Origin of the sequence: Anaerostipes caccae L1-92, assembly GCF_014467075.1 — a bacterium.
Classification (GTDB): domain Bacteria; phylum Bacillota; class Clostridia; order Lachnospirales; family Lachnospiraceae; genus Anaerostipes; species Anaerostipes caccae.
Window position 1 is genome coordinate 494,990 of sequence record NZ_AP023027.1, and the last position, 14,821, is coordinate 509,810.

19 protein-coding genes are annotated in these 14,821 nt (G+C 45.3%); 16 read left to right on the plus strand and 3 right to left on the minus strand.

The features are described from left to right. Window positions 1-3 precede the first annotated feature (3 nt). From ANCC_RS02530 to ANCC_RS02545, 4 genes are all read left to right on the plus strand, one after another. Window positions 4-822 (plus strand): carbon-nitrogen hydrolase family protein, encoded by an 819-nt coding sequence (locus tag ANCC_RS02530; RefSeq protein ID WP_006567582.1) that lies wholly within the window; start codon window positions 4-6, stop codon window positions 820-822. Further along, entirely contained in the window at window positions 819-1,721 is a 903-nt protein-coding gene (locus ANCC_RS02535; RefSeq protein ID WP_006567581.1) for a LytTR family transcriptional regulator DNA-binding domain-containing protein, read from the plus strand. Before ANCC_RS02530 ends, ANCC_RS02535 begins: the two co-directional genes overlap by 4 nt. Before the next feature lie 97 nt (window positions 1,722-1,818). Continuing rightward, on the plus strand, window positions 1,819-2,664 hold the full coding sequence (locus ANCC_RS02540) for an ABC transporter ATP-binding protein (RefSeq protein WP_009289337.1): 846 nt from the start codon (window positions 1,819-1,821) through the stop codon (window positions 2,662-2,664). Next, a complete protein-coding gene (locus ANCC_RS02545) occupies window positions 2,661-3,392 on the plus strand; it encodes an ABC transporter permease (RefSeq protein ID WP_006567579.1) in 732 nt (243 codons plus the stop codon). The genes ANCC_RS02540 and ANCC_RS02545 overlap by 4 nt, the downstream gene beginning before the upstream one ends. Before the next feature lie 364 nt (window positions 3,393-3,756). On the opposite strand, the gene ANCC_RS02550 is transcribed toward ANCC_RS02545, so the two are convergent. Then, entirely contained in the window at window positions 3,757-4,167 is a 411-nt protein-coding gene (locus ANCC_RS02550) for a secondary thiamine-phosphate synthase enzyme YjbQ (protein ID WP_006567577.1), read from the minus strand. A gap of 218 nt (window positions 4,168-4,385) precedes the next feature. Between ANCC_RS02550 and ANCC_RS02555 the strand changes: the two genes are divergently transcribed. From ANCC_RS02555 to ANCC_RS02570, 4 genes are all read left to right on the plus strand, one after another. Next, entirely contained in the window at window positions 4,386-5,609 is a 1,224-nt protein-coding gene (locus ANCC_RS02555) for an InlB B-repeat-containing protein (RefSeq protein ID WP_158565665.1), read from the plus strand. A gap of 90 nt (window positions 5,610-5,699) precedes the next feature. After that, complete coding sequence (srtB, locus tag ANCC_RS02560) at window positions 5,700-6,419, plus strand: class B sortase (RefSeq protein WP_006567575.1); 720 nt, start codon at window positions 5,700-5,702, stop codon at window positions 6,417-6,419. 11 nt (window positions 6,420-6,430) lie between these two features. Continuing rightward, window positions 6,431-7,195: a glycoside hydrolase family 25 protein gene (locus tag ANCC_RS02565; protein ID WP_006567574.1), complete on the plus strand. Its 765-nt coding sequence runs from the start codon at window positions 6,431-6,433 to the stop codon at window positions 7,193-7,195. Continuing rightward, window positions 7,192-8,133 (plus strand): ketopantoate reductase family protein, encoded by a 942-nt coding sequence (locus tag ANCC_RS02570; RefSeq protein ID WP_006567573.1) that lies wholly within the window; start codon window positions 7,192-7,194, stop codon window positions 8,131-8,133. The genes ANCC_RS02565 and ANCC_RS02570 overlap by 4 nt, the downstream gene beginning before the upstream one ends. Here the strand turns inward: ANCC_RS02570 and ANCC_RS02575 are convergent. Both ANCC_RS02575 and ANCC_RS02580 read right to left on the minus strand, forming a co-directional pair. Further along, window positions 8,124-9,041 (minus strand): CPBP family intramembrane glutamic endopeptidase, encoded by a 918-nt coding sequence (locus ANCC_RS02575; protein ID WP_006567572.1) that lies wholly within the window; start codon window positions 9,039-9,041, stop codon window positions 8,124-8,126. The genes ANCC_RS02570 and ANCC_RS02575 overlap by 10 nt on opposite strands. Before the next feature lie 23 nt (window positions 9,042-9,064). Next, a complete protein-coding gene (locus ANCC_RS02580) occupies window positions 9,065-9,901 on the minus strand; it encodes a CvfB family protein (RefSeq protein WP_009289331.1) in 837 nt (278 codons plus the stop codon). A 95-nt stretch (window positions 9,902-9,996) separates the two neighbouring features. Here ANCC_RS02580 and ANCC_RS02585 point away from each other — a divergent pair, with 95 nt between their 5' ends. The 8 genes from ANCC_RS02585 (at window position 9,997) to ANCC_RS02620 (ending at window position 14,798) form a co-directional block, all read left to right on the plus strand. Further along, window positions 9,997-10,425: a MazG family protein gene (locus ANCC_RS02585; RefSeq protein WP_006567570.1), complete on the plus strand. Its 429-nt coding sequence runs from the start codon at window positions 9,997-9,999 to the stop codon at window positions 10,423-10,425. Between the two features lie 101 nt (window positions 10,426-10,526). Beyond that, window positions 10,527-10,805 carry an HU family DNA-binding protein gene (locus ANCC_RS02590; RefSeq protein ID WP_006567569.1) on the plus strand — a complete coding sequence of 93 codons (279 nt, stop codon included), beginning with the start codon at window positions 10,527-10,529 and terminating at the stop codon, window positions 10,803-10,805. A gap of 73 nt (window positions 10,806-10,878) precedes the next feature. After that, the gene (locus ANCC_RS02595; protein WP_009289330.1) at window positions 10,879-11,118 is read left to right on the plus strand and encodes an RNA-binding S4 domain-containing protein; all 240 of its coding nucleotides are present in this window, start codon (window positions 10,879-10,881) and stop codon (window positions 11,116-11,118) included. Between the two features lie 64 nt (window positions 11,119-11,182). Beyond that, window positions 11,183-11,473: a sporulation protein YabP gene (gene yabP / locus ANCC_RS02600; protein WP_009289329.1), complete on the plus strand. Its 291-nt coding sequence runs from the start codon at window positions 11,183-11,185 to the stop codon at window positions 11,471-11,473. Next, window positions 11,473-11,952: a spore cortex biosynthesis protein YabQ gene (yabQ, locus tag ANCC_RS02605; protein ID WP_006567566.1), complete on the plus strand. Its 480-nt coding sequence runs from the start codon at window positions 11,473-11,475 to the stop codon at window positions 11,950-11,952. The genes yabP and yabQ overlap by 1 nt, the downstream gene beginning before the upstream one ends. Beyond that, window positions 11,927-12,229: an FtsB family cell division protein gene (locus tag ANCC_RS02610; RefSeq protein ID WP_006567565.1), complete on the plus strand. Its 303-nt coding sequence runs from the start codon at window positions 11,927-11,929 to the stop codon at window positions 12,227-12,229. Before yabQ ends, ANCC_RS02610 begins: the two co-directional genes overlap by 26 nt. A gap of 129 nt (window positions 12,230-12,358) precedes the next feature. Beyond that, complete coding sequence (locus tag ANCC_RS02615; RefSeq protein ID WP_039946735.1) at window positions 12,359-14,350, plus strand: BglG family transcription antiterminator; 1,992 nt, start codon at window positions 12,359-12,361, stop codon at window positions 14,348-14,350. Window position 14,351: 1 nt separating this feature from the next. Continuing rightward, a complete protein-coding gene (locus ANCC_RS02620) occupies window positions 14,352-14,798 on the plus strand; it encodes a PTS sugar transporter subunit IIA (protein ID WP_006567563.1) in 447 nt (148 codons plus the stop codon). The last annotated feature ends 23 nt before the right edge of the window (window positions 14,799-14,821 follow it).

Sequence of the window (14,821 nt, forward strand, 5' to 3'; positions counted from 1 at the left end):
TATATGAAATCCATTGCTGCCATTGCTCAGTGCAGAGCTTCACAGGAACCGGAAAAAAATCTCTGTAAGGCAGAATTCTTCTGCCGGGAAGCCAGGGAAGAAAGCGCATGCTTTGTCATATTCCCGGAGTATTTTATGACGTATTATCCTATAGAGGGAAGTGCTTACTATGAAAAAGCCCAGACTCTCGACGGACCCTTTGTACAGGGAATGAAAAGACTGGCCGCAGCACATGGGCAGTGGATTTTATTTGGAATGAGCGAGAAGCCCGGCAGGGATTCAGGAGGGAAATGTTTCAATACGGCGGTCCTTTTAGACGACAGAGGTAATCTCTGCTCTGTTTACAGAAAGACTCATCTATTTGATGCATTTTCATGGAAAGAATCGGACAGTACGCTGCCCGGGGAAGTTCTGCATGAACCGGTGAATACACCGCTTGGAAAGGCAGGACTGGGAACCTGCTATGATCTCAGATTTCCGGAACCGGCCAGGATACAGGCACTGAAGGGTGCAGAGGTTCTGATCTATCCTTCAGCATGGGTAGACGGTCCGGATAAATTTATGCAGTGGGAGGCTCTGCTTCGTGCCAGGGCCATTGAGAATACAGTGTTTACGATTGGCTGCTGCCATTACAGTGAAGAACACTATATGGGCAGAAGTCTCGCCTTCGATCCCTCCGGCAGAAAGCTTGCAGAAGGGGAAGCAGGAGAGGAACTGATTGTCCTGCCGGTAGACACAGACCAGAGAGATGCCATTATACATCAGGTTCCGGTAATGAAAAACCGCCGGACAGATCTTTATGACATAAGGACAGGAAAATGAAACTCAGTTTGGAAAAAATACTATATAATTCAGCATCAAACGGAACTTCTCTTCTGCATTTTGAATGCCGGAGTGATATCAGTGAACTTTTGCTGGAAACATTGACCAGTCTCTGTAAAGATGTTGGGGCTGTTCTCCAGAATGAAGGATACTATGACTATATGACCGTGAATTCCTATCTCAAATTATTTGCGGGATTATCGGGTTCTGATGTCACACTGGATTCTGCAGTCCGCACCATGCAGCTTGATGGATTTCTTTACTGTAAGATAAAATCGCTGACACCTTCCCAAAAGTACCGAGTTTCATTGGCGAGGGAAATCATTATGGACCGGGATATCTTATTCCTTCAGGAACCTGTCCTCGGGACAGACAGAGATTCTGTACAGCCGATGATACAGTGGATCGAATCGTGTGGTGATCAGGGGAAAAAGGTTATTACTACTTCTCAGTCTTTAAAACATGTGTATATGCTTCCGGGAAGGCATTTTTTTGTGGATGAGGAGCATGCGGAAGAACTGCCGGAAAATATTTTTTCGAAACAAGAACAGAGCGGGCCTTATATGGCGGAAAAGATTCCGGCCAGGATGGGTGATAAAATCCTGCTTTTTGATCCGGACGAGATCGATTATATTGAAAGCATGCAGGGAAAAAATTATCTGCACGTCAGACAGGACAGGTTCCAGTGTTCTATGACTATGGACGAACTCTGCAGCAAGCTGAAGAAATTTGGTTTTTTCAGGAGTCACCGTTCTTATATCGTCAACATGCAGAGAGTTTCGGAAGTTATGAAATGGACAAAAAATTCTTATTCCCTCAGGATGAAAGGCGGGGAAGAGGAAAATATCCCTCTCAGCAAAGGAAGGATTGAAGAATTGAAGGAATATTATGGATTTTAGGGGCTCTTTTCATGGACCTATATCTCCGTTCATCCGTTTTTCCTTGTGAAAACCGGGAGAATCCAATAAAATGCATGTATTACGAGGAGGTATTTACATGAATCAAGACTGCATAACAATGGAACATGTCGGCATTTCATTTCAGAAGAAAATGGCATTGGACGATGTGAATATCCGGGTATCGGAGGGAGAAATCTTTGGTTTTTTAGGGCCCAGCGGAGCCGGAAAAACAACGACGATCAAATTATTGAGTGCACAGCTTCGCCAGGACTGCGGTCAGATCTCTGTCATGGGAATGGAACCGTTTGAAGATGTCAGCAGGCTGTATCAGAACATCGGAATTTTATCCGACAACAGCGGCTTTTATGAAAAAATGTCTGTGGAGGAAAACCTTAAAATATTTTCTGAGATTTACAGGCTTCCGAAAACAAGAATTCCGGAGGTGCTTGATCAGCTTCATTTAACCGAGGACGGGAAGAAAAAGGCGGAGAAACTCTCAAGAGGAATGAAACAGAGGCTTTTGTTCGCCAGGGCGATCTTACATAAACCAAAGCTGCTCTTTTTGGATGAACCTACGGCCAATCTGGACCCATCTACAAGTGAGGATGTACACGATATCATCAAACAGCTGAACCGGGACGGAACGACTGTTTTTCTTACGACTCATGATATGGAGGAAGCAGACGAACTCTGCAGCAGAGTGGCATTCTTAAACGAAGGGGTCATCAAAGAGGTCGGAGTACCGGAAGAACTGAAGATCAAATATGCAAAAGACAGGGTGAAGATCCTTTACACGGACGGAACTGTAAAAGAAATTCCCAAGGATAAAACGGCTATAGCAGAGGAACTTTTAAGTGCAGACAAAGAGGTTGTGACGATCCATTCAGTGGAACCCGACTTGAAAACGATATTCTTGGACTTGACGGGGAGGGAATTAGCATGAAATTAAGAGCGAGAATCATAAAAGCACTGATGAAAAAGGATTTCCGGATGCTTGCGGGCAATAAAAATACTTTTTTTATTTTACTGCTTCCGATCTTATTCTGTGTCCTTTACACAAAGGTACTGCCGATCGGAAAAGAGACGGGGATGTTATACCCCCTGCTTCTCTGTGAGGTGCTGAATCTGATCTGTGCGCCGATCTCACTGCTGAGCATGATGGTGGCGGAGGAAAAAGAGAAAAATACCCTGCGGACTTTGATCATGTCCGATGTCAGGGCTATGGAGTTTCTGGCCAGCAAGATGTTTGTTGTACTTTTATTGATGGAAGTGATCTCCGTGGCGAATTATCTGCTGGTGGGACTTGATATGAAGTTTTTTGCGGGTTATATGCTCATCTCCACTTTGGCTTCGGTCGGTATCCTGTTTTTAGGTGCAGCTGTGGGAATTTTGTCTGAAAATCAGATGTCAACCGGAACGATTTCCACACCGCTGATGCTTCTGCTGATGCTGCCGCCGATGTTTGCCGGAATGAACAAGGTACTGGAAAAGATAGCATTTTGTCTTCCCACAAACGCCTTTATGGAGATTATGAACGGAGAATACCAAAATAAAGCTGCCTTTCTTTCCGGAGCCAATATGAAACACTATGCGGTCTGCCTTGTATGGATCGTTATAGGCATTGCGGTGTTTAATATCGTCTACAAGAAAAGAGGGGTAGACAGCCAATAGTTTATAATATGTTTAGAATTGTTTATTTTCTATATATTGTTTTTAAAGGAAAAGTTGTTATAATGAAGACATAGTTTTTCATATATACTTAATCCTCTCTTTTTAAAAATGCTCTGCCGGTAACAGAGCACATATTGCAAGCAGGCAGGTGCCGGAAGAAATTCCGGCACCGTTTTTCTGAGTTTTTCTCCATTATCTCCAGTCGGCTCTGGAAAGGCCTCCTTCCGACAATGGAGAAAAACTATCGCAGGTGGCACCTTTGATTTCTAAGCAGCCTGCTCCAGTAGATAATATGTCCATTTTCTACACGATTGGAGTGAGGCATTCTAAGAGCCGAACGGAAATCGTGTGGAAAATGTCATACTTAACACTCAACAATTTTTATATAGAATCTCCGGTTTCTGGGTCCGTCGAATTCGCAGAAGTAGATGTCCTGCCAGATTCCGAGTACCGGTTTTCCGTCAGAGATGATGATTGTCTGTGACGGGCCGACGGTTGATGTCTTCAGGTGGGCATTGGAGTTACCCTCTGCGTGGCGGTAATTTTTGTCATGCAGTGGATATACCTTGTCAAGCCCGAAGAGCATATCGTGGACCACATCCGGGTCCGCATTTTCATTGACTGTGATCCCTGCCGTCGTGTGGGGAGAATGGATGACGGCGATGCCGTCTCTGATCCCAGAAATTCTCAGGTCTTCTTTCAGGAAGGAAGTGATTTTAATCATATCTTCCCGTCCGGTGTGATTTAAATGATGTTCAAAAAAAGTCTGTTTCATCTGATCTCTCCTTTCTTTTATTCCCAGTATACCTCATCAGCCAGACCATGCCAACTTGCTGCAGATCTCAAGTTTTTTCGATTCGATTATATTGTATTTTTTGGAATTTTCTGTCGTATATTCTTGTTCTGTGACAATATTTGTGATATTATGAATAAGGTTTAACGATAATATTACAGAAATCTTACAATAGAATGAGTTTCCGGAGGATAAGAGAGTTGAGGAACTATAAAAAATATATCACAGTCTGGGCCATGGCATTGACTATGGCAGCAGCATCTGTGCCGGTTTCAGCGGCACCAAAAGAGGGCGGCAGAACAGAAGATATTCAGGAAGATATAGGGCAGAGAGAGACATTTCAGGTCAGGTTTGACGGAGCGGGCGGCACGGTGAGAGAGGCCGTGCGTCAGATGGAAGCAGGAGAACTTATTTCTGAGCCGGAGACACCTGTCAGGGACGGATATGTATTTAAGGGCTGGAGTGATCAGAGCGGAGGACAGACGGGATACTGGAATTTCAGCGCCGATGAGATGCCTGAAAAAGATCTGACCCTCACGGCTGTGTGGGAAAAGGAATATACGCTTGACCGTTCACAGGTGACTGTGGCAGTCTCTGCACAGGCAAAGGTGGGAGTCAGAGAATCTTCGTCTCCCAGGGCTGTGTGGAAGTCAGGTGACGAACGCATCGCAACTGTGGACAGCAGCGGAAATGTAAGAGGAAAAGCGGCGGGAAGGACTTATGTACAGGCCGTAGTGGGCAGCCAGGTCGTGACAGCAGGCGTACAGGTTACAAATCCATATCTGTCAAAAAGCAGCGGAACTGTGGCAAAGAACCGGACTGCGAAAATACCGATCAGGGGGCTGAGTTCTACCAGCCAGACATCTGTCTCTGTGAGCGGCAGCAGGGCGAAAGCTTATATTCAGGACGATCAGCTGGTTATATATCCAAAAAAGAAAGGCATAACCAAGTTTTATGTCAAGATAGACGGAAAACAGAAAACCTATAAGGCGGAGGTCACTTCCTATAAGGCGGTCAAAGCCATCGCGAAGGCAAAAAAAGCGAAGGGATGCCGATACAGCCAGCCAAGGAGAATGAGGAAGGGATATTATGACTGCAGTTCTCTGATCTGGCGCTGCTACAAGCCGTACGGCATACATTTCGGAAGCCGTTCTTACGCTCCGGTGGCGGCCAGTGAAGCCAAGTACATGAAGCGCCATAAAAAAGTCGTTTCTTATAAGAGGGTGAAGGCCAAAAAGCTTCTCCCGGGAGATGTGATCTTTTATTCCTACACAAGAAACGGGCGGTACCGGAATATTTCCCACGTGGCTTTGTACATAGGAAACGGCAGAATCATCCATGCGGCCAACCGAAGAGTAGGGGTTGTGGAGGCAAAATATAAGTACACCAAGTGCATCAAAATGATTGCACGTCCGGCTAAATAAATATTAAGAAAAGAATCGGCTTTCTTTAAGGAAGACCGGTTCTTTTTGTGTTATACTGATAAAAAATAAGGTTCAGGGGAGGGAAGCTGCATGAAAAAAGTAATATCTAATCTTCTTTTGGCTGTGTGCATCGTCGTCTTTTTATTCAGCGGATGGAAACTCGTGGGGTATTATCTGGAATATAAGAAGGCAGATGATGAATATGATAAGATAGCACAGGAAGTGGTCAAAACAAAAGGGAAAGAACGAATCATTGATTTTGAGAAACTCAGGAAGATCAATCCGGATACCATCGGCTGGGTCTATGCCAAGGGAACCAATATCGATTACCCGGTCGTCCTTGGGAAGGATAACGATTATTACCTGCACACCACGTTTGAGGGGACAAAAAACAGCTCCGGAGCAGTCTTTATGGACAGCCACGGGGATAAGGATTTCCGCGCGGAGCACAATATTATATACGGGCACCATATGAGAAACGGATCGATGTTTGCAGACCTTATGGAGTTCCGCGAGCAGAGCTTTATCAAAAAACAGGATACGATCACCCTGTATACTCCGAGTGGGAAGAAGGATCTGAAGGTCGTTGCTTCTTACGCAAGAAAGGCCGACAAGCTGATTCCGATCACATTTGGGGACAGGAAGGACATGAAGAAATATCTGGAGGAGATTTTGTCCATGAGTGATATCCAGTCCAGGATACCGAAGAAGACTGTGATGAAAACAAAGAAACTGTATACGTTTGTCACATGCAGTTATGAACAGGAAGATAACCGTACGTTTGTACATGCGATTGAGAGCAAAGATTAACGAGGACTTATATGTTCAAATTTACAAGGAAAAATAAAAGGGAACTTGCAGTGATCTGCACGTTTCTTTTTATTGTCACTTTTATTTTTATATGGATCATCCAAAATATCGGGCTGCCGATCGAGACGAAAGTCGAAAACGGCCATATCAAGGTGATCGATGTTTCAAAATATAACCATAAAGTCAACTGGAAGAAAGTAAAGGACAGCCAGATCAACCACGCTGTCTTAAAGATCGGCTCCGGTGCGGGAAAAAAGAAAAAGGGCACAGAAGATCCAATGTTTATTTCCAATTACCGGAACGCAAAGATCTCATCCATTCACTGCGGAGTTTATTATTATTCTTATGCCAAAGACGCGAAAGCGGCAGTGAAAGAGGCAAAACACTGTATTTCCCTGCTGAAAAAGCATGATATTGACCCGGAAGATCTGAAGCTTCCAGTGGTATTTGACATTGAGGAAGAGGAAGTCATGAAAACCGGAAAAAAGAATGTGACGGCGCTGACAAGAGCTTTCTGTGAAGAGATCAAACGGGCGGGTTACGTGCCCATGGTCTATTCCAACGCTTACTTTTTGAAACACTATTTTGATTATGAAGGCATTAAAGCATATAAACTGTGGGTGGCCCATTACACGAAAGAAGAGGAGCCGGATATTCCATTTCAATACCACATGTGGCAGTTTACGGATCAGGCTTCTGTTCCCGGGGCAAACACGGAAAGCGGCCACTGCGATCTGAATTACTATTTAACAGATAAGGAAGGAAACCTGTTATGAGAGAAATCAAAAAAGCGGCATTGATAGGACTTGGGGCGATCGGAGGATTCGCGGCACCGGGGATTTGCAAAGCGCTGGGCAGTGAAAATTTCTGCGTCATCGCGGGAGGAGAGCGCAGAAAGCGTCTGGAAAGAGACGGAGTTATCATTAACGGAAAACAATGGAAATTCCAGACGGCCGAGCCCTCATGGGAGAGAGAGCCGGCGGATCTTGTTATTTTGAGTGTGAAATATACGGCCCTTGACCAGGCCATCAAAGATATCAGGAATCAGGTAGGGGAACACACTGTCATCATGTCTCTGCTGAACGGAGTGGAAAGTGAGGAGAGGATCAAAGCCGCCTACCCTGATAATGAAGTATTATATTCGGTGATACGGGTTCCGGCCCTCCACCATGGAAATGAAATTTCCTTTCCGGAGGGTTCCGGCAAAATTTCTTTCGGCCATGCGTATAATGATACATGGTCGGAGACCGTGTGTTCTGTGAGGGAGGTATTTGAAAAGGGAGGTATTTCATATGAAGTGCCCAAAGATATGCTGAGGAATATGTGGCATAAGTTTATGACGAATGTCAGCGAGAATCAGAGCGCTGCCATTCTCCGTGTCCCCTACGGCATCTGGACCATCAGTGAAGACGCCAATGAGCTGAGGGAGCAGGCGGCCAGGGAAGTCATCGCTATTGCCGGAAAGAAAGGTATTCATCTGACAGAGGAAGATCTTATGGAACACAGGACCTATTTTGAGGGCGCTCCGTTTTACGGGAAACCTTCGACTCTTCAGGACATCGAGGCCGGAAGGAAGACGGAGGTGGAGATGTTTGCAGGAGCGGTCATAAGAATGGGAAAGGAGCTGGGTATCCCAACTCCTTATAATCAAATGTTTTATCACTGTATCAAGACCCTGGAAACGTGGAATGACCACCAAAAGGATCACAAATAAGATGACGCATAGGATACAAGTTCCAGTAAAACCGCATATCCGAAACTGATGATCAAAGCCGCATAGTAGGAGATACCGGCGGCTTTTTCATTTGGCCAGCTTCGGCGGATATCCTTGTTAAGCCACGTCTTCAGATAGCCGGAACGGCCGCACAGGCGGGAAATGGCTATGAGGATCAGAACACTCAGCACCAGAAAAGCAATGCTTACAGGAATCAGGACTGCGATGGCCTGAAGCCTCTGGGCCGTGGATACGGTCTGGTTCATAAGCGAAGAATTGCCGGTCAGTCCGTAGATGATGCTGGTTATGACGCTGACGCCGTTAAATGCGGCGTGGAGCAGCATACAGGAATAAATACTGTCGGAGGCCTCCAGAAGCAGACCCAGGACCAGTCCCAGGACAAAGGCATAGCTGAACTGATTAAAATTCATGTGTGCGATGCCGAAAAACAATGCGGTCAGCAGGATTCCTTTGATGGGACGAGCTTTCCGAAGACCGGAATAAAGAACGCCTCGGAACAGCACTTCCTCCACGATCCCCGGAAGTACAGACAGCGCCAGGATAGACAGCCAGGGATTCTGTGAGGCCGTGGACACACTGGAAGTAATGAAATCCCGGAAAATCAGCTGGCTTACATTGTTGATCAGGCTGATAAAAGGCAGGATTGTAAACGCCAAAAGGACGGAAAGCAAAGCAGCCGCCGGTCTCAGAGGCTTCAGATGAAGTCTCTTTTTTACATCTTCTCTGCAAAGCTTCAGATAACCGATGCCAAGTCCGAGCAGCACCAGATAAAACACGATCATAAACAAGTATCGGTCCTGTACTGCAAACTGCAGCAGAGGGGAAATAAAAAAGTACACAAACAGATACATCAGGCAGAAACAGCCCGGTGTCTTAAAATATTTCATACAATATCCAGCTCCTTGTAAGTTTATTTTGCACGAATGGTTCCGCCGGTGATCTCGATTTTATTCTGCTTTAGTAATCGTCCGACGGCCCGCTTAAAGGCATTTTTGCTGAGGCCCAGCTCTTTGTCGATCATGGCAGGACTCGCCTTGTCGGTGAATGGGAGTACCCCGTCGTAGCTTTTGATCGTTTCCATGACCAGTTCGCTGTCTGCATCCATCTGAAGATATGCTTTCTCTCTCGGGGAAAGATCCAGTTTGCCGTCTTCCCGGACGCGGACTACCCGGACATTTACAGAGTCCCCCACAGAAAGTCTGATGTGGCATTCGCTGAGCGGGATCAGGCCGAAATACTGGTCATCTACGGCCACAAACGTACCGATCTCAGGGTTGATGCTGTATACGGTGCCTGTCACCCAGTCATCCTTCTCATAGTCATGTTCACTGCTCAGTGCCTGATAAATCTTCATGGAAGCACAGAGACGCCGGCTTTTGTCGATATAGAGCCTGACCAGATAAGAATGATCCGGCCGGATCTTGGAGGTCTGCTCTTTAAACGGGAGGAACAGGTCTTTTTCCAGTCCCCAGTCCAGAAACGCGCCGATATCTGTGATTTCTTTGACTTTGAGGACAGCCAGATGTCCCATCGTAATGAGAGGATGGGAAGTCGTGGCGATCGGACGGTCTTTTGAATCCTTGTAGACGAAGACGGATATGCGGTCTCCGACTTGGGCTCCCTCCGGAACCTGTTTTTTGGGCAGAAGGATGCTCTGCTCTGTCACACCTTCCTCATCATTTAAATATGCGCCGAAATCGGCAAATTTTACAATATAAAGTTCTTGGTTTTCTCCTAATTTAATCATAGTTCTTCCTTTCTTTGTTTCATTATTATAGCATAAATCCCTTTTCATTTGCAGAAAATGTGATACCATAAAAAGAAAACGGAGGGAGTCTTAAAATGCAGGAAAAAGAATACTATACAATCGAAGATTTTATCCAGGTAGTAAAAGAACTGCGGGGAGAAAACGGATGCCCGTGGGATAAAAAGCAGACACATGAATCCCTGATTCCCTGTCTTGTGGAGGAGAGCGGGGAAGTGGTGGAAGCCATAGAACATCATGACATGCAGAATCTGGAGGAGGAGCTTGGAGACGTTCTCCTTCAGGTGGTGATGCATGCAAGGATTGCCGAGGAACGGGGAGATTTCAATTTTTCGGATGTGGTGGACGGAGTGTGCAGGAAAATGATTCGAAGGCATCCTCACGTGTTTGGAAATGAGACATTTTCCACTCGGGAGGAACAATTATCCAGCTGGAGGAAGATTAAGGAATTAGAAAAGATAGAAAAGAAGCGCAAAGCCCGTGAATTGGCTGAAAATAAGGAATAAAGCGCATTTTGGCTTGACATGCTGTCACCTTAATTATACAATGAACTCATGTAATCGAAGAGCAGAAAATGCTTATGACGAAATTAGGAGGAATATAATCAATGAACAAAACAGAATTAGTTGCGGCTATCGCAAGCAAGACTGAATTATCTAAAAAAGATGCAGAAAAAGCTTTAAAAGCTTTCACAGATGTCATTGCAGAAGAATTAAAGAAGGGTGAGAAAATTCAGTTAGTTGGTTTCGGAACTTTTGAAGTTTCTGAGAGAGCTGCAAGAGAAGGAAGAAACCCAAGAAGCGGTGAAGTGATGAACATTCCTGCATCTAAAGCTCCAAAGTTCAAAGCCGGAAAAGCTCTGAAAGATATCGTAAACGAAAAATAATCACAGAACGACAAATCAAGCTGCCCTTCTACATTGTATGGGCGGCTTCTTTTATATTAAGGAGTTATATGGAATGAGACTAGACAAATTTCTGAAAGTATCCAGGCTGATCAAACGCCGGACCGTTGCCAACGAAGCGTGCAGCGCCGGGAGAGTGACCGTCAACGGCAAAACTGCCAAAGCCGGGACAGATGTAAAACCGGGGGACGAGATCCGCATCCAGTTCGGGAATAAAGAGGCGGCCGTGGAAGTCCTCCGGGTGGAAGAAACCGTAAAAAAAGACCAGGCGGCAGAATTATACAAATACATTTGATGTTTTTCACATGATTTTCGTTCTCCTTTCATATAGTGTATAAACTATGAAAGGAGATTTTTTCATGATAGAAGATAGACAACCTATGAAAACACATAAAGTGGATCTGCTGAACCGCTCTCTGGGTGTCATTACGGGAGTGAGGGATGTAGTGTCCTTCGACCTGAATGAGATCATACTCGATACGGAACAGGGACTCCTGATGATCAAGGGGTTTAACCTGCATGTGAAAAAGCTTTTGGTGGAAAAAGGCGAGGTGGAGATTGACGGCAAAGTTGACAGTTTCCTGTATTCAGATGTGGATGACCATAACGGAGGCAAAAAAGAAGGGCTGCTCGGAAGGCTGTTAAAATAATGCAGGAAGCAGTGTTAGGCCAGCTTTATTTCTTCCTGGGGGCTGTCTGGTTCGGGGCATGCCTGCTCCTTGTCTATGACGGCATCAGGAGTTTCCGCATCGTATTCCGGCACAAATTATGGATCGTATCAGTGGAGGATGTGCTCTACTGGATTTTTGTGGGCTTCTTGTGTTTTCGGTTTCTCTGCTGGTATAATTGGGGAGAGCTCCGCGGATTTTTCTTTTTAGGACTGATCATCGGCATGGCGGTCTATTATATGCTCATCAGCCCGAAGGTATTAGAAGGCCTTGTGTTTTTATTACATAATATCAGAAGGGTTTTTGGGAAAATATTTCGTATTATCCGCCATCCCTTTGCAAAAGCGGGAATAAATATGAGATGGAGATTGAAACAGGAGAGAAAAAACGTTAAAATAGCCTTAATGAGGAAGGGGCACAAAAGAGGTGAGACACATGGGGAGAAAGATAAGCAGTTATAAAAAGGGACTCAGGAAGCGCACAAGAGTGATCTTATTTGTCGTCATTGTGTTTGTCATTGTGATGTCCATTGCTTACCGGAGGCTGTGGGAAAAGTCGGCGGCGCTTCAAAAAGAGGAGGCCCAGCTGGAACAGCAGATAGAAAAGGCGAAAGATAAAAAGCAGGAGCTGAAGGATAAGAAGGAATATATTAAGACCAAAGAATTTATAGAAAAGACTGCACGTGAAAAATTCGGACTGTTTTATCCGGATGAGTATGTAGTTAGACCATCAAAATGATGGAACCAAAAGAAGTCTGACATGGATGTCAGGCTTTTTTTTTGCCTTTCTTTCCGCTTCAAGCGGAAATTTACGAACTATCATCAAAAATGCCATATACCTATAATGAATAACAAAGAGGAGGAAACTATGGAGAGATACAACAAGAGGCTGATCAAGATTCTGCGCTTCTTTTTGGAAAATGAAAAATGGATTACCGGGGCAAGCATTGCACTGTCTGTGGGCGTTTCCACAAGGACAGTCAGGAATGACATCAAAGAGCTGAATCAGATGCTTGCGGACAGGGGAGCAGAGATCACGTCAGAGATCGGGCAGGGATACAAGCTTACTGTGAGTGACAGCCGGAAATTTGACCTCCTGAAAAAAGAGATCCGAAAAGAAGAGAGTTCAAAGCCCTTTCAGAATATCATTCCCTCGGATTCAGAGGAACGGGTTCATTATATTATTTCCAGACTTTTGCTGAATTCTCTGAACAGCGGGGAGAGGATCGACTTCTTTGATCTGGAGGAAGAACTGTTTGTGAGTACTTCCACCCTGAAAAAAGACCTGAGGACCATCGACGGAATACTCAAAAAACATGACCTTCGGATCCGTGATACGAAAAAGGAAGGAATGAGAGTCGCAGGGCAGGAGACGAAGATCCGGTTTTGTATTTCGGAATACATTTTCAACAGTCAAAAAGACACAGGAGATATAGGAAACAAGTTTTATAAAGATATGTTTTCGTCCGATGAGGTGGAGAATCTGAGGATCATTCTCATGGAAGCGATCACAGATTTTAACCTTAGGCTTACGGATATCGCGTTCCGCAACCTGCTCGTACACAGCCTGATCATGCTGAAGCGTTTCGAGAAGAAACGGCATGTAAAATACGATGAAGAAGAGATTGAGCTGTTCTCGGGAACAAAGGAGTTCCGCTGTGCCCAGCAGATTATAACTGAGATTTCCGGGAAACTGGGCATCTCCCTGGGAGATGAAGTCTATTATCTGACCCAGCATCTGATTTCCAGCCAGCGATTTCTGATCGAAAATCTGGACGGGGATTACGAGTATAAGGAAGAAATTGAGGATATCTTAAATACCATCCGATCGGGGACAGGAATCGATCTGTCCGACGACAATCAGCTGATCAACGGGCTGGCCATGCATTTGAGCGCGGCTCTGCAGAGGCTCCGGTTTGACATGAATATCAGAAATGAGTTTCTGGACAGCATCAAAAATCTGTATCCGCTTGCCTTTGAACTTGCAGTCGTGGCAGGGGAGGTGATTGAAAAGAAACATAAGCTCAAGGCAAAAGAGTCGGAGATCGGATTTCTGGCCATGCATTTCGGAGCGGCACTGGAGAGAAAAGGTCTGAACCGAAAACAGGAGCCAAAGAAAGTCGTTCTGGTCTGTATCGCAGGCATTGCCACGGCTCTGCTTTTAAAAGAAAAATTACAGCATAAGTTCGGTCAGTACATAGAGATCGTAAAATCCTGTCCGGTGCAGGACGTGGATGAGGAATTGATCGACGGCGCCGATCTGGTGCTGACTACGGTAGAGCTTCCGGATTTTCAGTCCGAAAAAATAAAAAAGATCAAACTGTTTCTGGATGACGATGATTTGAATCATTTGGCTACGGTGATTACAGACAGCGGAAACCAAATGAAAGTAATTGATTACAGCAGCATCTTCCGGGAAGATCTCTTTTTCACCGATATGGAGTTTAAGGATAAACAGGAAATCCTTGAATTTATGACCGATGCCATGGTCGAAAAGGGCTATATCAACCAGGAAATCAAGCAGTCCATCTTTAAAAGAGAGGAGATGTCAACCACGGAACTGGGAAGCCTGGTGGCTATCCCCCATGCACTGTTTAACGATATGCAGGAGGCGGCGGTTTCCGTCATGGTCCTGAAAAAACCGGTCATCTGGGAAAATGAAAAAGTCCAGGTCGTCTTGATGTTAAACATTCCCCAGAGCAAATACGATGTCTGGGAAGTTGTATTTAAAAACCTATATCAGTTTTTGATCGGAAATTCCGGCGTGGCGAAACTGGTGAGGCACCCTTGTTACGGGCAGTTTATCAAAGACTTATTAGAACAGGAAGAGAAGCTTAAAGAAACAGCAGGGAGGATATGAAGTGGAAAAGCTAATCTTAAACGAAAACAATGTGCAGCTGCAGACAGAAGCAAAAGACTGGGAGGAGGCAGTGAGGATCGGAGCGGAAATGCTGGTCAGCCAGGGATGCGCCGAACAATCCTATGTGGAAGGAATCATAAGTGCCATCAAAGAACTGGGGCCGTACATCATCGTGGCCGACGGCCTGGCTATGCCGCATACAAGGCCGGAATGCGGGGCCACCGGCATCGGCTGCAGCCTGATCACCTTAAAAGAACCTGTCTACTTTGACGGGGATAAGGAACCGGTGAGAGTCCTGATCTGTTTTTCGGCGGTGGACAGCGAAAGCCATCTGGACATTCTGAAAATGATCGTTGGCTTCGTGGAAAAAGGATGGATTCCGGAGATCGCCGCAATGAAGGATCAGCAGGAATTATTTGATTTTCTCAATAAGAATAGTAATGCCTGACAAGGCTTCTATAAAAAGAAACA